Annotated in this window: 19 protein-coding genes and 1 pseudogene; 8 read left to right on the forward strand and 12 right to left on the reverse strand. The window is 67.0% G+C overall.

The annotated features are described in order from the left end of the window. The first annotated feature begins 155 nt into the window (after nucleotides 1-155). Complete coding sequence (gene groL / locus ACAG21_RS00785) at nucleotides 156-1,781, forward strand: chaperonin GroEL (protein WP_370494164.1); 1,626 nt, start codon at nucleotides 156-158, stop codon at nucleotides 1,779-1,781. A gap of 78 nt (nucleotides 1,782-1,859) precedes the next feature. Here the strand turns inward: groL and ACAG21_RS00790 are convergent, their stop codons facing one another. Then, a complete protein-coding gene (locus ACAG21_RS00790) occupies nucleotides 1,860-2,234 on the reverse strand; it encodes a pyridoxamine 5'-phosphate oxidase family protein (RefSeq protein ID WP_370494165.1) in 375 nt (124 codons plus the stop codon). A gap of 235 nt (nucleotides 2,235-2,469) precedes the next feature. On the opposite strand from ACAG21_RS00790, the gene ACAG21_RS00795 reads away from it, so the two are divergent. Both ACAG21_RS00795 and ACAG21_RS00800 read left to right on the forward strand, forming a co-directional pair. Next, the gene (locus tag ACAG21_RS00795) at nucleotides 2,470-2,844 is read left to right on the forward strand and encodes a heme-binding protein (protein WP_370494166.1); all 375 of its coding nucleotides are present in this window, start codon (nucleotides 2,470-2,472) and stop codon (nucleotides 2,842-2,844) included. A gap of 22 nt (nucleotides 2,845-2,866) precedes the next feature. Continuing rightward, nucleotides 2,867-3,691: an SDR family NAD(P)-dependent oxidoreductase gene (locus ACAG21_RS00800; protein ID WP_370494167.1), complete on the forward strand. Its 825-nt coding sequence runs from the start codon at nucleotides 2,867-2,869 to the stop codon at nucleotides 3,689-3,691. Here the strand turns inward: ACAG21_RS00800 and ACAG21_RS00805 are convergent. The 4 genes and pseudogenes from ACAG21_RS00805 to ACAG21_RS00820 form a co-directional block, all read right to left on the reverse strand. Next, nucleotides 3,680-4,240: a carboxymuconolactone decarboxylase family protein gene (locus tag ACAG21_RS00805; protein WP_370494168.1), complete on the reverse strand. Its 561-nt coding sequence runs from the start codon at nucleotides 4,238-4,240 to the stop codon at nucleotides 3,680-3,682. The genes ACAG21_RS00800 and ACAG21_RS00805 overlap by 12 nt on opposite strands. Before the next feature lie 18 nt (nucleotides 4,241-4,258). Then, on the reverse strand, nucleotides 4,259-4,657 hold the full coding sequence (locus ACAG21_RS00810; RefSeq protein ID WP_370494169.1) for a pyridoxamine 5'-phosphate oxidase family protein: 399 nt from the start codon (nucleotides 4,655-4,657) through the stop codon (nucleotides 4,259-4,261). Nucleotides 4,658-4,987: 330 nt separating this feature from the next. Continuing rightward, nucleotides 4,988-5,528, reverse strand: a pseudogene (locus ACAG21_RS00815) (PPE family protein); the annotation flags it as partial. A gap of 38 nt (nucleotides 5,529-5,566) precedes the next feature. Further along, nucleotides 5,567-7,297, reverse strand: coding sequence for an amidohydrolase family protein (locus ACAG21_RS00820; protein ID WP_370494170.1), 1,731 nt, complete (start codon nucleotides 7,295-7,297; stop codon nucleotides 5,567-5,569). A 128-nt stretch (nucleotides 7,298-7,425) separates the two neighbouring features. Here ACAG21_RS00820 and ACAG21_RS00825 point away from each other — a divergent pair, with 128 nt between their 5' ends. Continuing rightward, entirely contained in the window at nucleotides 7,426-7,941 is a 516-nt protein-coding gene (locus tag ACAG21_RS00825; protein ID WP_370494171.1) for a mycothiol transferase, read from the forward strand. Between the two features lie 9 nt (nucleotides 7,942-7,950). Further along, a complete protein-coding gene (locus tag ACAG21_RS00830; protein ID WP_370494172.1) occupies nucleotides 7,951-8,796 on the forward strand; it encodes a hypothetical protein in 846 nt (281 codons plus the stop codon). Here ACAG21_RS00830 and ACAG21_RS00835 read toward each other — a convergent pair. Genes ACAG21_RS00835 through ACAG21_RS00865 form a run of 7 tightly spaced genes read right to left on the reverse strand, consistent with a single transcriptional unit; the run spans nucleotide 8,793 to nucleotide 15,962 of the window. Beyond that, nucleotides 8,793-9,494, reverse strand: coding sequence for an anti-sigma factor domain-containing protein (locus ACAG21_RS00835; RefSeq protein WP_370494173.1), 702 nt, complete (start codon nucleotides 9,492-9,494; stop codon nucleotides 8,793-8,795). The genes ACAG21_RS00830 and ACAG21_RS00835 overlap by 4 nt on opposite strands. Beyond that, a complete protein-coding gene (locus ACAG21_RS00840; protein WP_370494174.1) occupies nucleotides 9,491-10,054 on the reverse strand; it encodes a sigma-70 family RNA polymerase sigma factor in 564 nt (187 codons plus the stop codon). The genes ACAG21_RS00835 and ACAG21_RS00840 overlap by 4 nt, the downstream gene beginning before the upstream one ends. A 44-nt stretch (nucleotides 10,055-10,098) precedes the next feature. Then, entirely contained in the window at nucleotides 10,099-10,902 is an 804-nt protein-coding gene (locus tag ACAG21_RS00845; RefSeq protein ID WP_370494175.1) for a DUF1295 domain-containing protein, read from the reverse strand. After that, entirely contained in the window at nucleotides 10,902-12,170 is a 1,269-nt protein-coding gene (locus tag ACAG21_RS00850) for a class I SAM-dependent methyltransferase (RefSeq protein ID WP_370494176.1), read from the reverse strand. Before ACAG21_RS00850 ends, ACAG21_RS00845 begins: the two co-directional genes overlap by 1 nt. Beyond that, nucleotides 12,167-12,865 carry a DUF1365 domain-containing protein gene (locus ACAG21_RS00855; RefSeq protein WP_370494177.1) on the reverse strand — a complete coding sequence of 233 codons (699 nt, stop codon included), beginning with the start codon at nucleotides 12,863-12,865 and terminating at the stop codon, nucleotides 12,167-12,169. Before ACAG21_RS00855 ends, ACAG21_RS00850 begins: the two co-directional genes overlap by 4 nt. Beyond that, the gene (locus tag ACAG21_RS00860; protein ID WP_370494178.1) at nucleotides 12,859-14,169 is read right to left on the reverse strand and encodes an NAD(P)/FAD-dependent oxidoreductase; all 1,311 of its coding nucleotides are present in this window, start codon (nucleotides 14,167-14,169) and stop codon (nucleotides 12,859-12,861) included. The genes ACAG21_RS00855 and ACAG21_RS00860 overlap by 7 nt, the downstream gene beginning before the upstream one ends. A 47-nt stretch (nucleotides 14,170-14,216) precedes the next feature. Further along, nucleotides 14,217-15,962 (reverse strand): cytochrome c biogenesis protein DipZ, encoded by a 1,746-nt coding sequence (locus ACAG21_RS00865; RefSeq protein WP_370494179.1) that lies wholly within the window; start codon nucleotides 15,960-15,962, stop codon nucleotides 14,217-14,219. 110 nt (nucleotides 15,963-16,072) lie between these two features. Here ACAG21_RS00865 and ACAG21_RS00870 point away from each other — a divergent pair, with 110 nt between their 5' ends. The 3 genes from ACAG21_RS00870 (at nucleotide 16,073) to ACAG21_RS00880 (ending at nucleotide 20,223) form a co-directional block, all read left to right on the forward strand. After that, on the forward strand, nucleotides 16,073-16,762 hold the full coding sequence (locus tag ACAG21_RS00870) for a TetR family transcriptional regulator (protein WP_370494180.1): 690 nt from the start codon (nucleotides 16,073-16,075) through the stop codon (nucleotides 16,760-16,762). Nucleotides 16,763-16,828: 66 nt separating this feature from the next. Continuing rightward, the gene (locus ACAG21_RS00875; RefSeq protein ID WP_370494181.1) at nucleotides 16,829-17,272 is read left to right on the forward strand and encodes an MmpS family transport accessory protein; all 444 of its coding nucleotides are present in this window, start codon (nucleotides 16,829-16,831) and stop codon (nucleotides 17,270-17,272) included. Next, a complete protein-coding gene (locus tag ACAG21_RS00880; protein ID WP_370494182.1) occupies nucleotides 17,269-20,223 on the forward strand; it encodes an RND family transporter in 2,955 nt (984 codons plus the stop codon). The genes ACAG21_RS00875 and ACAG21_RS00880 overlap by 4 nt, the downstream gene beginning before the upstream one ends. Nucleotides 20,224-20,227: the final 4 nt, after the last annotated feature.

A 20,227-nucleotide genomic window follows, 5' to 3' on the forward strand; every position in this document is an offset into this window, starting at 1 on the left:
GACGTTGGCACTCGCAGTGTGCGAGTGCTAGGTCGGGACGGTGAGGCCAGCTCTGGTCGTCCGTCGCGGGCACTGCGCCCGGCCAGCGTAAGTAACGGGGTTGCCGCCATCCGGCGGCCTCCGTTTCATTCCCAATCCGGAGGAATCACTTCGCAATGGCCAAGACAATTGCGTACGACGAAGAGGCCCGTCGCGGCCTCGAGCGGGGTCTTAACGCCCTCGCCGACGCGGTAAAGGTGACGTTGGGGCCCAAGGGTCGCAACGTCGTCCTGGAGAAGAAGTGGGGCGCTCCCACGATCACCAACGATGGTGTGTCCATCGCCAAGGAGATCGAGCTGGAGGACCCGTACGAGAAGATCGGCGCCGAGCTGGTCAAGGAAGTCGCTAAGAAGACCGACGACGTCGCCGGTGACGGCACGACGACGGCCACGGTGCTGGCTCAGGCGCTCGTCAAAGAGGGCCTGCGCAACGTCGCGGCCGGCGCCAACCCGCTGGGCCTCAAGCGCGGCATCGAGAAGGCCGTCGAGAAGGTCACCGAGACCTTGCTGAAGTCGGCCAAGGATGTCGAGACCAAGGAGCAGATCGCTGCGACCGCGGGTATCTCGGCGGGTGACCAGTCGATCGGTGACCTGATCGCCGAGGCGATGGACAAGGTCGGCAACGAGGGCGTCATCACCGTCGAGGAGTCCAACACCTTCGGCCTGCAGCTCGAGCTCACCGAGGGCATGCGGTTCGACAAGGGCTACATCTCGGGCTACTTCGTCACCGACGCCGAGCGTCAGGAAGCGGTCCTGGAGGACCCCTACATCCTGCTGGTCAGCTCCAAGGTGTCGACCGTCAAGGACCTGCTCCCGCTGCTGGAGAAGGTGATTCAGGGCGGCAAGCCGCTGCTGATCATCGCCGAGGACGTCGAGGGCGAGGCTTTGAGCACCCTGGTCGTGAACAAGATCCGCGGCACCTTCAAGTCGGTGGCGGTCAAGGCCCCCGGCTTCGGTGACCGCCGCAAGGCGATGCTGCAGGACATGGCCATCCTCACCGGTGGTCAGGTCATCAGCGAAGAGGTCGGCCTCTCTCTCGAGACCGCCGACATCTCGCTGCTCGGTAAGGCCCGCAAGGTCGTGATCACCAAGGACGAGACCACCATCGTCGAGGGCGCCGGTGACACCGACGCCATCGCCGGCCGGGTGGCTCAGATCCGCACCGAGATCGAGAACAGCGACTCCGACTACGACCGCGAGAAGCTGCAAGAGCGCCTGGCCAAGCTGGCCGGCGGTGTTGCGGTGATCAAGGCCGGAGCTGCCACCGAGGTGGAGCTCAAGGAGCGCAAGCACCGTATCGAGGACGCGGTCCGCAACGCCAAGGCCGCCGTCGAGGAGGGCATCGTCGCCGGTGGTGGCGTGGCGCTGCTGCAGGCCGCCCCGACCCTGGACGAGCTCAAGCTCAAGGGCGACGAGGCCACCGGTGCCAACATCGTCCGCGTGGCGCTCGAGGCTCCGCTGAAGCAGATCGCCTTCAACTCCGGGCTGGAGCCCGGCGTTGTCGCCGAGAAGGTCCGCAACTCGAAGGCCGGCACCGGCCTGAACGCGGCCACCGGCGAGTACGAGGACCTGCTGAAGGCCGGCGTGGCCGACCCGGTCAAGGTGACCCGTTCGGCGCTGCAGAACGCCGCGTCGATCGCGGGGCTGTTCCTGACCACCGAGGCCGTCGTGGCCGACAAGCCGGAGAAGGCGGCCGCTCCGGTGGGCGACCCGACCGGTGGCATGGGCGGTATGGACTTCTAAGTCCAAGAGCGGAAAAGCTCAACTCACTGAAGAAGCCCGGTCCCCTGGAAACCCCAGTGGGCCGGGCTTTTTCGTGTGTCAGGGCTGTTCGAGACGCAGACAGTCGTCTTTACAGCCGGGTTTGGTCACCGTTTCCGGTCCCGCCTTGCGGTGCAGAACCGCGCGACTGGGCAGCACGCGCAGCACGTCATCGCGGGCCAGGCCGGTGCCGTCGACGATCAGCGAGTAGCCGCCCGGTTCGTGCGGGGGCCAGACCAGCGTGACGGCGTCGTGCCGGGCGACGTTGTTGCGGGTGCTGTTGCCGATGGAGCCCACCTCGAGCACGCCGTCGATCAGCATCGGGTCGACCGCCACGGCGTGCGCGTGCCGGCCGTCGCCGAAGGTGATCAGGTAGGCGAACGTGAAGTCGGCCAGCGCGCCGGCGAGTTGATCGAGATCCACTTTCACGCTCATGACGCGAGGATAGGCCGCGCGTGTGCGGTGGCAATACGTCGTAGTCGCAGCGGCCCCACCCGTCCCTGCGGGCGGCCCGTCATGTTTTGCCCGCCTCACAGCGACAAGTTGAATTGTCGCTGTGAGGCGGGCAAGTCGGACATCGCCCCGATCTCATCCCGGCCGGGCAGCTTCCCGCATTTTGGGTACTGATCTATCCAAGGTTCGGACATTTGAGCACGAAGGGGGCTTACCAATGGGCAAATCGTCATGGGGCGCGGTTTGGGGACTGATCGCCGCCTGCGTGTTCGGCGTCGGGATCGCGCCGACCGCCGCTGCCGCGCCCGACCCGTGCTCGGCGAGCGGGGTCGCCGCCACCGCGAGCGGTGTCCTGAACTCGGCGAGCGGATATCTCGACGGTCATCCCGATGCCAACAACGTGCTGACCGCGGCGGTCAACCAGCCGCCCGCCGACGCAAAGGCATCCGTACGCGGTTATTTTCTCAGTCATCCGGGTGAGGCGCTGGAACTGAAAGGCATCGCCCAGCCGCTGCTCGACCTGCGCAGCAGATGCAACGCGTCGGTGTCGCCCGATCAGCTCGCGGCGTTGTTCAACGCATTGTCCGAGTAGTCGCGGCCGGTAGGTTCGATCCGTGACTCTGCCTCCTCCCGCGCCCACCAGCACCGCCGTCGTCACCGGAGCGTCGTCGGGGATCGGCGCCGCGATCGCCCGCGAGCTCGCCGATCGCGGGCACGGTGTCACTCTCGTCGCGCGCCGCGAGGACAAGCTGCGCGAGCTGGCGGACGAACTCACCGGCCGGGTTCGCGTCGAGGTGATCGGCTGCGATGTCGCGGATTCCGCCGCTCGCGCCGGCCTTTTCGGCGAGGTCGAGCGTCGCGGATTGACGGCCGAGATCCTGGTCAACAACGCCGGCGTCGGCACCATCGGGTCGGTGACGGACACGTCGGTCGATGACGAGATCGCCCAGGTCAGGGTCAACGTCGAGGCCGTTATCGACCTGACCACGCGCGCGGTCCAGCAGATGGTGGCGCGCGGGCGCGGCGGGATTCTCAACGTCGGGTCCACCGCGGGCTACTACCCCTTCCCCGGCCAGGTCGGCTACGCCGCCACCAAGGCGTTCGTGATCACCTACACCGAAGGGCTGCGCGGCGAACTGGCCGGCACCGGTGTCACCGTCGCGTTGCTCAACCCCGGACCGGTGCGCACCGAGTTCCTGAAGAACGCGGGCATGGATGAGCGGAAATTCGCCGACGCGTTCCCGAAGTTCATGTGGCTGCCCGCCGCCGAAGTGGCGCGCGCCGGAATCGATGCGCTCGACGGCGACCGCGGATCCGTGATCCCCGGGCTGCCCAGCCAAGTCAGCACCCGGTTGTTCCAGTTCATGCCGCGACGTCTGCTGCTGCCGCTACTGAAGAAGCAGCATCCCGGCCTCAAACGGGACCGCTCAGCGACCTAGCGGCCAGCGCCGCATCCAGCCCTCCACCGGAAGGGCGAGCGCGTTGCACAGCGTGCAGATCGTGCGATACCAGCCGACGGCCGTGAGCAATTCGATGCGCTGCTCGTCGTCGAGGTCGCGGCCCAGCGCCGCCCACGTCGCCTCCGACCACGAACCGGTGCGCTCCAGCTCGTCGACCGCCGCGATCAGTGTCCGCTCGGCCGGGCTCCACCGCGCGTCGTCGGGGCCGCCGGTCACCAGCGCGTCACATTCATCGTCGCTGACTCCGACGATCGGTCCCCAGAACGCCGCCTGCCCGCCCCACTCGTACTCGCAACCGACCAGCGCGCAGCTGCGCAGGATCGCGATCGTCCGGGTCCGCGGAGGCAAAAGCGCTGCGATATAGAGGGATTCACCGAGCTTGCGCAGCCGGTTGGCCAGCGCGGGATGGCGCTGCAGGCAGCGCACCAGAAGCAGTGGCTCATACGAGCGGTCGGGGTGGCCCCAGCTGTTGATGCTGTGGGCGTCTTCCTCGCTCCATGGCGGGGCTAATGGCGCGACGCGGCTCATCCGACTGACTGTACGAGGTCACGCCGGCAGGGAGAACACCACGCAGTCGTGCAGGGTGCCGTGGGCCGCGGAGTCGGGATCGGCGTCGCGGTGCAGGAGCGCGCGGGCCGGCACCACATCCAATCGGACTGTCTCGGAGTCGGACTCGGCGATTTCGGCGTGGCCGTCGACGATCAGCGAATAGCCGCCCGGCTCGCGCGGCGGCCACAGCAGCGTGACATCGCCGCGCCGGCTGAGGTTTTCGCGGGTGCGGCCGCCGATGAGTCCGATATCGAGGACGGCGCCGTCGCGCAGCCGCGGTTCGACCGTCACGGTGTGGACGCGGTATTCGTCGTCGACGGTGATCAGGTATGCGAACGGGAAGTCGGGCAGGGCGGCGGCCAGCCTGTCCAGATCCACCCTCTTCTTGGTGCGCATGATGTCGAGGATAGGCGCAGCGGGCGGGTCGTTACTCCGCCGTCAAACCCGTCGGTATGGTGCCCGAGCCCAGATTGCTGAGCAGGCCCAGGTTTGCGGTTCCCGGGTTGAAACCGGTGCCGGCGTTCGGTGAGTTGAGGAGGCTGGCGCTGAAGTCCGCCGAAGCCGAACCGCTCGGCACGGTGTGGGCGAACCCGGTGCCGGGGGTGTCGGTCAGCCAGGACCCGACGTGGCCGCCGGTGTGATCGAGACTGGCCAGTGTGTTGATGTGGTGCGCCAGGCTTCCGGTGCCCGAGTGGGGTCCGAAGATCAGGTCGCCGTTGTTGAATTGCACGCCGAGGTTCTGCATGACCTGCTGCCAGGGCGCCAGCTGTTCGGCGGCCGCCGAGGCGTCGGCGTGATAGCCGGACATCGCTGCCACGTCGGTGGCCCACATCTGTTCGTAGGCGGACTCGATGTCCATGATCGTGGGGGCGTTTTGGCCCAGGTGGTTCTGCGAAGCCAACGCCCGCACCAAGGCGCGGTTGGCCGTCACCACCGCCGGCTGCACCGTCGCCGACAGCGCCGTCTCGAAGGCACCCGCGATGGCCGAGGCCTGGCTGGAGGTCGCCTCGGCCTGGGCGGCCGCCGCCTTGAGCCAGCTCACGTATTGGGTCGCGACGGCCAGCATCGCCGACGCCGAGGGCCCCTGCCACGAACCGTTGGCCAGATCGGAGGCCACGGAGAAAAACGAGGACGCGGACGAGGCCAGGTTCTCGGCAAGCCCATCCCAGGCTTCCGCGGCAGCATGCAGCGGCGCCGATCCAGGACCGGCGTAAAGGAGGGCCGAATTGATCTCTGGCGGCAACCACGCGTAATGCGGGCTCGTCACTGCAATAACTTAACCGGGACAGGGCCTTCTTCGTGGCGTTATGGCGTGGGTGCGGGCGCCGTTTGGCGGCCGCGGACCAGCTTGCCGGGACGCGCGTCGGTGGGTTTGCCGTTTTCGGCGATCACTTCACCGGACACGATCGTGGCCACATACCCGTCCGCGGTCTGATCCAGTCGACGCCCCCCGGCGGGCAGGTCATAGGTGATGACCGGCTTGTGCAGGCGCAGCGCGGCGTGGTCGATCACGTTGAGATCGGCCTTGTATCCGACCGCGATTCGTCCGCGATCGGCCAGCCCGGCGACCCGGGCCGGTACCGACGTCAGCTCGCGGACGGCCTCGGCGACCGTGAACCGTCCGGACGCCCGGTCCCGCGCCCAGTGCGCCAGGAAGAACGTCGAGTAGCTGGCGTCGCAGATCATCCCGTAGTGGGCGCCGCCGTCACCCAGCCCGAGCACCACGTCGTCGCGGTGCAGCAGCTCGCCGACCGTGTTCAGCGAGTTGCGCTCCATGTTGCTGGTCGCGACCAGGAGCATGGCGCGGCCGTCGTCGTCGAGCAGCCGGTCGTAGGCCTCCTCCATCGGGTGCACGCCGCGGGCCCTGGCCCGGGCCCCGATGCTGTCCGCCGGGTCCGGCTCGTAGTTGGGGTGCTCGCCCAGTGGGAAGATCCAGTCCCACATTTGCGCGACGTAGAGGATCGGGTGCCCTTCGCCCGGCTTGTCGGCCAGGATGCGGGCGCGGACCTCGGGCTTGCGCATCTCGGCGACCCGCTCGGCCAGCGGCAGATGCGCAATCTCCTGGTAGCTGGGGTAGAGCACGAACGGGTTGGCGGTGAGTTGCAACCCGATGATCAACCCGATCGGACGGGGCAGCAGTTGCGCGGTGATATCGCCGCCGGCGGCGTTGGCCTTCTCGATCATGTTGATCGCGTCGGGCCACGTCGGGTCCCCGGCGTTGGCGACGACGAGCGTGAAGGTGACCGGCAAGCCGACCTCCTCGGCGACGTCGAACACCGTCTGCAGCACCGGCTGGTAGCCGCCGGCCGGAATATCGGGCACGAACTGCAGCAGCCCACCGCCGCCGTCGACAACGCCCTTGGCGATCTCCTCGATCTCCTCACGGGCGGCCTCGTAACTCGGTATGGGCGAACCACTTTCGGTCTTGTGGATGGTCAACCGCGACGACGCGAAGCCCAGCGCCCCTACTTCCATGGCCTCCTTGGCCAGCGCCCGCATCTTGGCCAGGTCGTCGGCAGTGGCGGCTTCGCGGTCGGCGCCGCGCTGGCCCATCACGTAGACGCGCAGCGGCGAATGTGGCAGGTAGGCGGCCACATCGATGTCGCGGCGTCCCGCTTCCAGCGCGTCGAGGTATTCGGGGAAGGTCTCCCAGGTCCACGGCAGGCCGTCGGTCATCACCACGCCGGGGATGTCTTCCACGCCGGCCATCACGTCGACGAGGACGTCGTGGTCTTCCTGACGGCACGGGGCGAACCCGACGCCGCAGTTGCCCATCACCACGGTGGTCACTCCGTGCGCCGAGGACGGCGTCAGGCGCTCCGACCAGATGGACTGGCCGTCGTAGTGCGTGTGCAGGTCGACGAATCCCGGCGTGATCAGCAGGCCGGTCGCGTCGATCTCGCGCGCGGCGCTGTCACCGTTCACGGGCCCGACGGCCGTGATGACGCCGCCGGTTATCCCGACGTCGCCGACGTACGGTTCACCGCCCAGCCCGTCGACGATGGTGCCATTGCGAATCAGCAGGTCGTAGCTCACCTGATCAATCTACGACCGTTGCCTCGAGTCGTGCCACGATCAATTCGAGAACGACCACACGGGTATTTGCTGCGCTGGCGGCGCGAACGTCGAAGCGGTCCAGCACGAATAGCCGTAGGGTCGTTGGTATGTCAGATGCCGACGCCGCCGCCCGCGAGTTACTCCGCGATGCGTTCACCCGGTTGATCGAACACGTCGACGAGCTCACCGACGGACTGACCGACGACGTGTCCAACTACCGACCCACCGCGGACGCCAACTCCATCGCCTGGCTGATCTGGCACAGCGCCCGGGTGCAGGACATCCAGCTGGCCCACGTCGCCGGTGTCGAGGAGGTGTGGACCCGTGACGGCTGGGTGGACCGCTTCGCGCTGGATCTGCCCCGCCGCGACACCGGCTACGGCCACGGCGCCGCGGAGGTGGCGAAGGTGCGGGCGCCTGCCGATTTGCTGTCCGGTTACTACCGCGCGGTGCACAAGCTTTCGTGTGAGTACATCGCCGGCGTCACCGCCGAGGAGTTGGCCCGGGTCGTCGACAGCAATTGGGATCCGCCGGTAACGGCCAGCGCCCGGTTGGTGAGCATCATCGACGACTGCGCCCAGCACCTGGGGCAAGCCGCGTACGTGCGGGGCATCGCGCCGTAGATTGACGGCGTGCGATTTCTCGCGACGCTGACGCTGTGGCTCGCCACCACGATTGCGCTGGCGGTGGCCGTCCCCGGGAGATGGGTGCAGCTCAATCTCGTCGACGAGAACGGCTACGCGGCGCTGGCCCAGAAAGCGGCGGCTGACCCCGCCCTGCAGTCCGCGATGGCCGGTGAACTCACCAGCCGGACGATGACGCTGATCGCCGAGCATGGCGGTGCACGCACCCCGGTGGACAGCGCGCAGGTGCGCGACGCCGCCGGCGCATACACCGCCGGGCCGTCCTTCCCGCCGATGTTCGCGACGGCGAACCGGGCGGCGCACCGCTGGCTGTTCGCCGATGCGGGGTCGGATGATTCCTGGGCGGTCGACGTGGCCCCAATGCTCAACGACCCTGCGTTTCGGCAGATCTTGAGCGAGCACAATGTGACGGTGCCCGCCACGCTGACCGTGCCGCTGACGGCGTCGGTGCCCCACTCGCTGCGGCAGGGCGAGCTGAGCCGGGTCGGCGCGTGGGGCAAGTGGGCGAGCCTGGGGGCGGTAGCGCTGTGCGGGCTGTTGGCACTGCTGACCCTGCTGGCCGCCCGGCGCCGCGGCAAGGCGCTGACCGGTTTGGGCGTCTCGGCGCTGCTGGTCGGCGCCGCCGGGTGGGTCGGCATAGAGGTCGGTGCCCGCTACGTCAACGACGCGCTCAATCGCACCAGCGGCGACATCCGCCAGATCGCCGACGTCATGGTGCACACCGCCGAAGCCGGAATGCGAGTCTGGCTGAACCTGACGTTGGCTGCCGGTGCGGGGCTGGTCGTTGTCGGCGTGATCGTCGCGATGCTCGGCAGCCTGGTGAAGAAGGCCTAGCTCAGCGGCAAGGTCGCCAATATCGGGCTGGTGGGCTGGGGTGAGCCCGAGCCGGGTTCGACGGTGAAGGCCAAGGCCGTCGACTTGCCGAGGTTGGTCAGCGTCGCCGTCGTCGAGGGCGAGACGGCCGCGGTGCCCATCGTCCCCGCCGATGTCGGGCCCTTGGAGTCGATCAACCACATCTGGTAGACGGTGCCCGGACTCGGCGGCGGCACGTTGTTCATCACCAGCACCCCGGCACCGCGGTCGCGGGAAAACACCACCGTGGCCGTCCCGTTGGCCAGCGGGCGCGAAACCGTCCGGACGTCGGGGGCGGCCATCACCTGCTCGGCCACCGACGGCGTCGGCGTCGGGCGCAGCAGCGTCTGCAGGCCGAATGCCGTCAGGCCCGCCACGATCGCCGCCGCGACCGATATCAATGCGGTAGTGCGCCAACGGTTCCGGCGCTTCGCAAGACTCGGCGTGGCAAGGGCCAGCACGGCGGACCGCAGCCGTGCGGGCGGTTCGGCGATGGTGGCAGCCGAGACGACGGCCATCGTCTCGCGCACGGCGCGGACTTCCTCGGCGAAGGCCGACGCGACCGACGCGGGCGCGGTCGCGAGGCGCGAGTCGATGTCGGCGCGCTCCGCGTCGGACACCGCGTGCAGGGCGTACGGGGTCGCCAGCTCGAGCAGCTCGAAATCGGTAGGTTCGGTCACGGCACGTCCAAGCAGTTACGCAGCCCGCGCAGGGCGTCGCGAATACGCGATTTGATCGTCGACAAATTGGCGGCCAGACGTTGCGCCACCTCTGTGTACGTCAGTCCGCCGTAGTAGGCCAGCTCGATGCACTGGCGCTGCGCATCGGTCAGCCCGCCCAGGCAGTCGGCCACCCGGCGGCGCTCGTCGCCGGCGATCGCCGAGTCGGCGACGACGTCATGGTCGGTGTCGACATTGGCCGCGCCGTACCGCGATTCACGGCGACTGCCGGCCTGCTCGGCGCGCACCCGGTCGATCGCGCGCCGGTGCGCCATGGTCAGCAGCCAGGACAGGGCGGAGCCGCGGGCGGGGTCGTAGTCCGACGCCGAACGCCACACCTCGAGATAGATCTCCTGGGTGGTTTCTTCGCTGTAGCCGGCGTCGCGCAGCACCCGGATCACCAGCCCGAACACCCGGCTCTTGGTGAGGTCGTAGACCGCAGCAAAGGCCTGGGTGTCTCCCCGCGCGACTTCTCGCAGCAACTCATCCAGGTCGCTGCTCAGCTGCGGCAGTCCGGTCATTGTCAAGTAGCCTATCGCTGTTCACCGAGCGGCATCGGCGATGGCTATCGACGTGCTGGTCTCGGTGGTCTCGGGACAAAACACGCGGTCCGTTGCTGATATTCCGCGAAGCCGGGCCGGCCGGCCATCAATTTCTCGGTCAGCCGGACCCCGGTCACATAGACCAGGAAGTAGGTCATCAGCAGCGGTGACCCGACCGTGGCCAGCGACCACCACCCGGTGATGGTGATCAGCCACAGGCCCCACCACACGGCGGCGTCGCCGAAGTAATTGGGGTGACGCGTCCACGCCCACAGCCCGCGGTCCATCACTACACCGCGATTGGCCGGGTCGGACTTGAAGATCCGCAGCTGCCGGTCTCCGACCGCTTCGAAGGTGACGCCCACCAGCCACACCGCCACACCGAACACCAGCACGGCGACCAGCGGTTTCGGGGTGGGCCCGGTCACCGCCGACAGTTGCAGCGGGAAGGAGACAAACCAGGTGATCAACGCCTGCAGCAGAAAGACTTTGCGCACCACTTCCCCGGGTGTGGCATCGCCCAGCATGGCGGCATAGCGCGGATCCTCACCCTTGCCGGCGGTCTTGCGGTGGATGTGCCAGCTCAGCCGCGCCCCCCAGATCGTCACCAGCGCCAGCAGCAGCCAGCGCCGGATCGGGTCGCCGTGGCCGAGCGCCGCGGCGACGGCGGCGATCCCGACGAAGCCGATACCCCAGGCCACGTCGACGACGTTGTAGCGGCCGATGCGCTTGCCGATGGTGAACGTAACCGAATGCACCACGGCCAGAACCGCAACCGAGGCGCCGCACACCTGGGCCAAGTTCTCCACGATGCTCACCTCGCTCATCAGCACCCCTCGCGCGCGAACGTCCACTGATAGACGTTCAGGTATCCCGAGCGAAAGCCCGCCTCCGAATACGCCAGGTACAGCTCCCACATGCGTTGGAACACCTCGTCGAAGTCCATGTGCGCCAATCGGTCTCGTCGCTGCAGGAAACGCTCCCGCCACAGCCGCAGCGTCTCGGCGTAGTGCGGGCGCAACGAGGTCATGTCGACCGTGCGTAAACCGGTGCGGCGTTCGGTGATTGCGGAGATGGCCTGGGTGGATGGCAACAGTCCGCCCGGGAAGATGTACTTCTGGATCCAGGTTTGTGTGTTGCGGCTGGCCATCATCCGCGAGTGCGGCATCGTGATCGCCTGGATCGCAACGCGGCCGCCCGGTCGCACCAGCCGTTCGAGGGTGGTGAAATACCGCTGCCACGCATGGAATCCCACCGCTTCGATCATCTCGACCGACAGCACCGCGTCGTAAACTCCGTCAACGTCCCGGTAATCGCAGAGGTCGATCGTCACGTTGTCGGTCAGCCCCGCCGCGGCAACCCGAAGCCGCGCCAGCTGCTGCTGCTCGACCGACAGGGTCACCGAGTGGATCTCGGCGCCCCGGGCGGCCGCGCGGATGCACAGCTCGCCCCAGCCGGTCCCGATTTCGAGCACCCGGCTGCCCCGGTGAACGCCGGCGAGGTCGAGCAGCCGATCGATCTTGCGCTCTTGCGCGGCAGCCAGATCCGACGCCGACGCCGGCAGCCGGTCGAACAACGCGCAGGAGTACGTCATGGTCTCGTCGAGGAATTCGGAGAACAGGTCGTTGGACAGGTCGTAGTGCTCGGCAATATTGCGCCGGGTGCGATCCCGGCTGGCGCTGAACCACCGCGGCCGGAAGGCCGGCCCGATCGGGCGCAGCCATTGCAGCGAGCGCGGCACCAGTTCGTCCACCGAGCCGGCGAACACCGTCAGCATTCCGCTGAGGTCGTCCGACGACCATTCTCCTGCCATGTAGGACTCGCCGAAACCGATCAGGCCGTGGCGCCCGATCCGGCGCGCCATCGCTTTCGGTTGGTGGACAAACAAAGTCGGCACCGTCGGGTCGGCGGCACCGACCACCGTGCCGTCCGGGTAGGCCACCCGCAGCGGGAGCCGAGCGGCCGCGCGTCGCAACAGTCGGTCGGCGGCGGCGGCGCAGGCCGCGCTCACCGGCCCGGAGGGCACCTTCGCGATGGTCGGCCAGCGATCGGAATCGATTGCTGCCGCGGGTTTTCGGATGGTCGATACGGTCATCGCCGTACCAACGGGACTCGACGTAACCACAGTTTGATCCCCTGAATTCGGATGCGTACGGCCACCACCAGCGGCGCCAGCGGCGAAACGAGTTGCATGATCGCGACCTGCCGGGCGCTCGCCGGCCGCCGCTGCCCGCGCATGTTGGCCACGAACGCGGGCTGACGGTCGCGGCGCAGTTCGATGGTGATGTCGACTTCGTCGTCGGGCCGCGGTGCTCGTACCAGGTAGTAGCCGTCCACCGCATTGAACGGCGACACATAGAACTTCTTCTCGGTGACCACCGGCACGTCGGCCGGGGGCAGCAGGTAGGCGTGGCGCTCGCCATAGGTGTTGTGCACCTCGGCGATCACATGGCGCAGTTGACCGTCGCGGTCGTGGCACCAGAAGACGCTCAGCGGGTTGAAGACGTACCCGAGCACGCGCGCCTGTAGCAGCGCGGTGACGCGACCCTCGGGCGCGGTCAGGCCGCGGTCGGCGAAGAAGGCACCGAGCCGATCGCGCAACGAACCGGGCTGCCCCGGGGCGAAGTGATCCGAGGCGCGGAACCGGGCGAACGGTCGCAGCCACCAGGGCAGCAGCGGCAGCTCGTCGAGGTCGACATACCAGCTGTAGCTGCGGTATTCGAACGAGTGGCGCACCGGGGCCTGTCGCCAATGGCGGATCGTGGTGCGGTAGATCGCCGGCGTCAGCATCGGGCCACCGCCTCGCACTGGGTCGCCGTCGGCCAGTCGGCACCGAGGCGCCGCGCCGCGGCCAAGCCCGAGGCGGCGCCGTCCTCGTGAAAACCCCAGCCGTGGTATGCGCCCGCGAAGACCAGCCGATCGTCGTCCAGTGTGGGCAACAATGCTTGTGCCGCAACCGATTCCGGCGTGTAGAGGGGATGGCTGTAGGTCATTTCGGCGATCACCGACGCCGGATCGACGCGGTCGTGACCGCCCAGGGTCACCAGGTACCGGCGGTTGCCATCCAGCCGCATGAGTCTGCTGACGTCATAGCTGACCACGACATGGTCCTTCCCGGGGGTAACCAGGTAGTTCCATGATGCGCGCGCACGGCGATGCCGGGGTAGCACCGATTCGTCGGTGTGCAGCTGCGCCTGATTGGTCGAGTACGGGATCGCACTCAGCACCGCGCGTTCCCAGGGGGTCGGATCGTCGAGCAGCAGCAGCGCCTGGTCGGGATGCACGGCGACGACGGCCGCGTCGAACAGCCGCGGCGGGTGGTCGCCCGCCTGCAGCCGTACGCCGTCGCGTACCCGCCGCAGCGAGGTCACCGGCGTCCCGGTCGACACCTCGGCGAGCCGCGCGGCGATGGCCTGCACGTAGTGCGCCGAACCCCCGGTCACGGTGCGCCAGGTGGGGGAGCCGAACACCGACAGCATGCCGTGGTGGTCGAGGAAGACGAACAGATAGCGCGCCGGGTAGCGCAGGGCGTCGTCACCGGCGCACGACCACACCGCCGCGACCAGCGGGGTGATGAAGAAGTCGACGAAATACGACGAGAAGCGATGCCGGCGCAGGAAGGATTCCAGTGTCTCGAGTTCCGCCGGCTCGGTGCTGTCGTCGCGCAGCAGCCGCGCGGCGGCGCGGTGGAATCTGGTGATCTCGGCGAGCATGTGCAGGTGACGGGGCCGCAGCGACTGCTTACACGCGAACAATCCACTCAAGCCCAGGGCGCCGGCGTATTCGAGCCCGATCTCGTCGGCGCGCACCGACATCGACATCTCCGAGGGCTGGGTAGCCACCCCTAGCTCGCGCAGCAGCCGGCACAGCGTCGGGTAGGTCCGGTCGTTGTGCACCAGAAATGCCGAGTCGACGCCGATCACCCGGTCGCCGTCGTCCAGGAAATGGGTGTGCGCGTGGCCCCCGAGCCGTACGTCGGCTTCATACAGCGTGACGCGGTCGCGGCCGGACAGGATGTAGGCGGCGGTCAGGCCGGCCACGCCGCTGCCGATGACGGCAACCGACCGTGCGGGTAAGGAGTCCACGATTCTCATTCGTAGCCACGCAGCTGGCGGATGGGCTGCTGCGTGCTTACCGATGTCTAGCCGAAAGTGAACGAAAACACCTGCAAGCCCCTGCTCACTTGCAAGTCGAATTGATCGCGGTGGGCGGCGCCGTCGGACACGATCTCGTGCAGCGTGGGGACGCCGCCGATCGGTGTGGTGGTGGTTTTCCCGTCGCGGGTCATCGTGATGGTCCCGGTGCCGCCGACGACGACGAAGACGTTCTTGGCGGTGTAGTTCAGCCGGATCGCGGCGTCGTCGCTTTCGGCGGTGATGCCCTGGTCGTCGAGGGTCCACCGGCCGCGCAGCGCGAACCTGTCGTTAGCCAGCTGCGGCGGGAAGCTGAACCCGGCGGCGCCTGCCTGATAGCTGCCGTCACCGCCGTAGGTGGTGGCTTTGTCGGGAGCCAGGTAGGTCTCGGGGGTGAGGTTGGTCTTGGGGGTGGTGTCGGCCCCGTTGACCGCCGGGGGTAGCGCGACGTTGGGGTTGGCGTCCACCAGCAGTTGGCGGATCAGCTTCTCGGTGCCGTCGTAGTCGCCTTCGCCGAACTTGGTGTGCCGCAGCGTTCCGTTGCCGTCGATCAGGTATTCGGCCGGCCAGTACATGTTGTTGAAGGCGTTCCAGGTCGCGTAGTCGTTGTCCAGCGCGATGGGGTAGTCGATGTGCAAGCCGGCCGCGCCGCTGGCCACGTTGCCGGGGACCCGTTCGAAGGCGTACTCGGGGGTGTGCACCCCGATGACCACCAATCCGCTGTCGCGATAGCGGTTGTACCAATCGACGACGTGCGGGATGGCGCGTTGGCAGTTGATGCAGGAGTAGGCCCAGAAGTCGATCAGCACCACCTTGCCCCGCACCGAGGCGGGATCAAGCGGTTTGCCGTCCGGGGTGTTGAGCCATCCGGTGATGCCGGTGATAGCCGGCGCCTGCCCGCACTGTTGTAGCTCGGTAGCACCGTCGTTGCAGTTAGTGGGCAGCCCGTTGCTCGTGTTGCCCTGATTGAGTTCCAGCACGCTGCCCGTGGTTGTCCCCGGTGGGCGGCTCGGAACCAGTGACCGTTGGATATCGTTGGCGCCCAAACGGTTCTGCATCGCAGTCGTGTAGTCGGGTACGGCGCGCTGCAGCAGGGCGGGCAGGTTGAACACCAGCGCCACCGCCAGCACGATCATCATGATTCCGCCGGCGATCTGAATCTGGCGCTGGCGACGTCGGAAAGCCGTAACTCGTTGCGCGACTTGCCGTCCGGCCAGCGCGAAAGCCAGCAGCGGTATCGCGTTGCCGAGTGCGAACGTCGCGGTCAACACGAAGGTCGCCGGTCCCAGCGACGTCGTGCCGCCGGCGACCACGATCGCGGCCAGCACCGGCCCCGCGCACGGTACATACAGGGCGCCCAACGTCAGTCCTAGGCCGAAACCATCTGTGCTGCCGCTATTTTGGCGTTGCGGTAGGAAGGTGAACGGCCGCTCGATCAGGTGTTGAAGGGGCGGGAAGATCAAGCCCAGGCCGATCAGAGTGAGCACCACCAGGGCCGTCCACCGGATGGCGTCCTGGGGCAGGTGCAGTGCCGACAGCAGCGCGGAGCCGATCAGGGTGGCCAGGCTGAAGCTGCACACCAGGCCCGCGATCACCAGGTAGGGGCGCATGGCCGAGCTCAAACCGCGACTGCTGGCTTTGCTGCTGCCGCTGTCCATGCTGGACAGAAAAATCACTGGAAGCACGGGCAGGATGCATGGCGAAATGCCGGTGATCAAGCCACCGAGCAGACCGATGAGCGCAATTGTGTGCATACGAGTTATTCGAGACGGTGGCGGTTACGGACGGGATACCAGACGCTGACGACTCTCCACGGTAACCGCCCGCGAAAAACACACTATGTGCGTTATACAAATCACGTGATGTGCGTTACGCTCGCGCGGTGGCGCAACTCACATTTCAGCGCGCCCGCACGGAAGAGAACAAGCGCCGACGTGCGGCCGCATTGGTCGAAGCCGCGCGCTCCCTGGCCCGCGAGACCGGTGTCGCGTCGGTGACGCTCACCGCCGTGGCCGGTCGCGCCGGCATTCACTACTCGGCGGTGCGCCGCTACTTCACGTCACACAAAGAGGTCCTGCTCCATCTCGCCGCCGAGGGGTGGGTGCGATGGTCGGAAACGGTGTGCGAGCAGCTGGCCGAGCCGGGCCCCATGTCGCCGGCGCGGGTAGCCGAAACATTGGCCAACGGCCTGGCGGCCGATCCACTGTTCTGCGACCTGCTGGCCAACCTCCACCTTCACCTCGAACATGAGGTGGAGGTGGAGCGGGTGGTCGACATCCGGCGAACGATCTCGGCCGCCGCGGTCGCCCTCGCCGACGCCATCGAGCGCGCGTTGCCCAAACTCGGCCGCTCGGGAGCGTTCGACAGCTTGATCGCCGCCTATTCGTTGGCGGCCGCGTTCTGGCAGATCGCCAACCCGCCGGAGCGGCTCACCGATGCCTACGCCGACCAGCCGGAGGCCGTGCCGCCCGAGGAGTGGAATATCGAATTCGGCCCCGCCCTTACCCGGGTACTCACCGCCACCTGCATCGGCCTTCTCGCCGAATCGCCATGACTAGCAGGCGAATTGGAATCGCACTCGGACGGGCGGTCGGTCGCCCGGTGAGCGGGAGGTAAGCGGGTGGCGAAGGCGCCGGTTGCCAATGCGGTGCGACGACTGTGGATCGTTCTCGTGATCGCGGTCGTGATCGCGGTCGCGGCCTTCTGCGTCCTTCGCCTGCGCTCCTTCTTCGGCAACCACGACACCTCGGGGATCGGCAGCAGCAGCCTGGACGACATCAAGCCGTTCAACCCCAAGCACGTGGTCTACAAGGTGTACGGGTCGGGGAGCACCGCCAATATCAACTATCTGGACATCAATGCCCAGCCGCGGCGCATCGACAACGTGCCACTGCCCTGGACGCTCTCGGTCACCACCACGCTTCCGTCGGTGAGCGTCAACGTGGTCGCGCAAACCGACGGAGACCAGATCGGCTGCCAGATCATCGTGAATGACGTAGTCAAGGACGAAAGGTCGGTCACCGGAGTGAACGCCGAAACCTTTTGCATAGTGAAGTCCGCATGACCGACAACCAGGCCGTTGGGCTTCCCCACATGCCGCTGTTTGCGCGGTCGGTGTACAAATTCGCGCCCTTGATCGTCGTGGGCTGGGTCGCGCTGGTGGTATGCCTGTCCATGTTCGTTCCCGACCTGGAAACGGTCGGCAAGCAACACACGGTGCCGATGAGCCCGAAAGAGGCGGCATCGATGCAGGCGACGCAGCGCGTCGGCAAGGTCTTCAACGAATTCACCAGTGACAGCGCGATCATGATCCTGCTGGAGGGCGACAAGCCGCTCGGTGACGACGCGCACCGCTTTTACGACCAGCTGGTCAAGAAACTCGTCGCGGACACGGCGCACGTCGAGCACGTCCAGGACTTCTGGGGCGATCCCCTGACGGCGGCCGGCTCCCAGAGCTCGGACGGCAAGGCCGCCTACGTGCAGGTGTATCTGCGAGGCAATCAGGGCGAGACCAAGGCCAACGAGTCCGTCCGGTCGGTTCGCCAGCTGGTGGATTCGACGCCACCGCCGCCCGGGGTGAAGGCGTATGTGACCGGTGCGGCGGCCCTGACCGCCGATCAGTCGGCGGCCGGCGACAAGGGCGTCATCCTGGTCACCCTGCTCACCTTCGCCGTGATCATCGTAATGTTGCTGTGGGTGTACCGCTCGGTCATCACGATGTTCATCACGCTGGTGATGGTGGTGCTCGAGCTGTTCGCGGCGCGCCAGGTCGTCGCGTTCCTGGCGCACAACGAGATCATCGGCCTGTCGACCTTCGCGGTGAACCTGCTGGTGTTGATGGTGATCGCGGCCAGTACCGACTACGCCATCTTCGTACTGGGCCGGTACCAGGAGGCGCGATCCCTCGGCGAGGACCGAGAACAGGCCTTCTACACCATGTTCCACGGCACCGCGCACGTCGTGCTGGGCTCCGGTCTGACGATCGCCGGTGCGATGTATTGCCTCAGCTTCACCCGCCTTCCGTATTTCCAGAGCCTCGGCGTCCCGTGCGCGGTGGGGACGCTGGTCGCCGTGCTCGCCGCACTCACGCTCGGCCCGGCCATATTGGCGGTGGGCAGCCGCAGCCGCTTCCACCTGTTCGACCCCAAGCGCAAGATGCGGACCCAGGGCTGGCGGCGCGTGGGCACGGCGATCGTCCGGTGGCCGGGGCCGATCCTGGGGGTCTCGATCGGCATCGCGCTGATCGGCCTGCTGGCGCTGCCCGGGTACAAGACCAATTACGACAACCGCCAGTACCTTCCGCCGAGCACGAAGGCGGTGGTCGGATACGAAGCCGCCGAGCGGCACTTCTCCAACGCCCGGATGAACCCGGAACTGTTGTTGATCGAGACCGATCACGACATGCGGAATCCGGCAAACATGTTGGTACTGGACCGAATTGCCCGGGGTGTCTTCCATATTCCCGGCGTCGCCCGCGTCCAGACGATCACCAGGCCGTTGGGGGCGCCCATCGAGCACACGTCGATCCCGTTCCAGATCAGCATGCAGAACACCACGCAGGTCGAAAACCAGGAGTACATGAAGAAGCGGATGGCCGACATGCTCACGCAGGCCGACGCGATGCAGATGTCCATCGACACGATGCAGCGGATGTACGACATCACGTCGAAGATGGCCGCCGTGACTCACCACATGGACGGCCTCACGCACGAAATGCTGGACGTCACAAGCAATATGCGTGACGAGATCGCCAACTTCGACGACTTCTTCCGGCCGATCCGCAGCTACTTCTATTGGGAGAAGCACTGTTTCGACATTCCGGTCTGCTGGTCGCTGCGATCCATCCTGGATGCCCTCGACGGCCTGGATCAGATCGTCGAAAAGTTCCAGTACCTGTCCAATGACATTGGTCAGCTGGATGCGTTGCTACCGCAAATGCTGGCGCAGATGCCGCCGATGATCGCCACGATGTCGACGATGAAGCAGATGATGCTGACGATGCACAGCTCGATGAACTCGATGTACGACCAGATGGACGTGATGAGCCAGAACTCGACGGCCATGGGTCAGGCCTTCGACGCGGCCAAGAACGACGACTCCTTCTACATTCCGCCGGAGGTATTCGACAACCCCGACTTCAAGCGCGGCCTGAAGATGTTCCTGTCGCCCGACGGCCACGCCGCCCGTTTCATCATTTCCCATGACGTCGCGCCGGCGACGCCCGAAGGCATTTCGCACGTCGACCCGATCAAGTTGGCGGCCAAGGAAGCGATCAAGGGGACGCCACTGGAGGGGTCCAAGATCTGGCTGGGCGGCACGGCCGCGGTCTACAAGGACATGCGAGACGGGTCCAAGTACGACCTGATGATCGCCGGGATATCGGCGGCCAGCCTGATCCTGATCATCATGCTGATCATCACCCGCAGCCTCGTCGCCGCGATCACCATCGTGGGCACCGTGCTGCTTTCGTTGGGAGCCTCCTTCGGCCTCTCGGTGCTGGTCTGGCAGGACATCCTGGGCATCCAACTGCACTGGATGGTGCTGGCGATGTCGGTCATCCTGCTACTGGCAGTGGGGTCCGACTACAACCTGCTGCTGGTGTCGCGATTTAAAGAGGAGATCCACGCGGGGTTGAAGACCGGAATCATCCGGTCGATGGCCGGTACCGGTGCGGTGGTGACGTCTGCCGGTCTGGTGTTTGCCGCCACGATGGCCACGTTCGCGATCAGCCCGCTACGCGTCATGGGGCAGGTCGGAACCACCATTGCCCTGGGCCTGTTGTTCGACACGCTGATCGTGCGCTCGTTCATGATGCCGTCGGTCGCGGCGTTGATGGGGCGCTGGTTCTGGTGGCCGACGCAGGTGCGCACCCGCCCGGCCAGTCAGATGCTGCGGCCCTACGGGCCTCGTCCGGCGGTTCGCAAACTGCTCGACGCGCCCGTGCTGGTCCCCGGCAATGGCCGTTCACCCAACGGGGAGGCGGCCGCGACGGATCGGTTCCCGGCCCACTACTGACGGA

It is taken from the genome of Mycobacterium sp. pR1184 (assembly GCF_041287235.1).
Taxonomy (GTDB): Bacteria; Actinomycetota; Actinomycetes; order Mycobacteriales; family Mycobacteriaceae; genus Mycobacterium.

What these genes read in the sequence shown, in the direction of transcription:
- ACAG21_RS00865 (WP_370494179.1), bottom strand. Translation starts at nt 15,962, where the DNA reads ATGCACACAATTGCGCTCATCGGTCTGCTCGGTGGCTTGATCACCGGC.
- groL (WP_370494164.1), top strand. Translation starts at nt 156, where the DNA reads ATGGCCAAGACAATTGCGTACGACGAAGAGGCCCGTCGCGGCCTCGAG.
- ACAG21_RS00850 (WP_370494176.1), bottom strand. Translation starts at nt 12,170, where the DNA reads ATGACCGTATCGACCATCCGAAAACCCGCGGCAGCAATCGATTCCGAT.
- ACAG21_RS00805 (WP_370494168.1), bottom strand. Translation starts at nt 4,240, where the DNA reads ATGAGCCGCGTCGCGCCATTAGCCCCGCCATGGAGCGAGGAAGACGCC.
- ACAG21_RS00840 (WP_370494174.1), bottom strand. Translation starts at nt 10,054, where the DNA reads ATGACCGGACTGCCGCAGCTGAGCAGCGACCTGGATGAGTTGCTGCGA.
- ACAG21_RS00790 (WP_370494165.1), bottom strand. Translation starts at nt 2,234, where the DNA reads ATGAGCGTGAAAGTGGATCTCGATCAACTCGCCGGCGCGCTGGCCGAC.
- ACAG21_RS00860 (WP_370494178.1), bottom strand. Translation starts at nt 14,169, where the DNA reads ATGAGAATCGTGGACTCCTTACCCGCACGGTCGGTTGCCGTCATCGGC.
- ACAG21_RS00845 (WP_370494175.1), bottom strand. Translation starts at nt 10,902, where the DNA reads ATGAGCGAGGTGAGCATCGTGGAGAACTTGGCCCAGGTGTGCGGCGCC.
- ACAG21_RS00855 (WP_370494177.1), bottom strand. Translation starts at nt 12,865, where the DNA reads ATGCTGACGCCGGCGATCTACCGCACCACGATCCGCCATTGGCGACAG.
- ACAG21_RS00795 (WP_370494166.1), top strand. Translation starts at nt 2,470, where the DNA reads ATGGGCAAATCGTCATGGGGCGCGGTTTGGGGACTGATCGCCGCCTGC.
- ACAG21_RS00880 (WP_370494182.1), top strand. Translation starts at nt 17,269, where the DNA reads ATGACCGACAACCAGGCCGTTGGGCTTCCCCACATGCCGCTGTTTGCG.
- ACAG21_RS00810 (WP_370494169.1), bottom strand. Translation starts at nt 4,657, where the DNA reads ATGCGCACCAAGAAGAGGGTGGATCTGGACAGGCTGGCCGCCGCCCTG.
- ACAG21_RS00825 (WP_370494171.1), top strand. Translation starts at nt 7,426, where the DNA reads ATGTCAGATGCCGACGCCGCCGCCCGCGAGTTACTCCGCGATGCGTTC.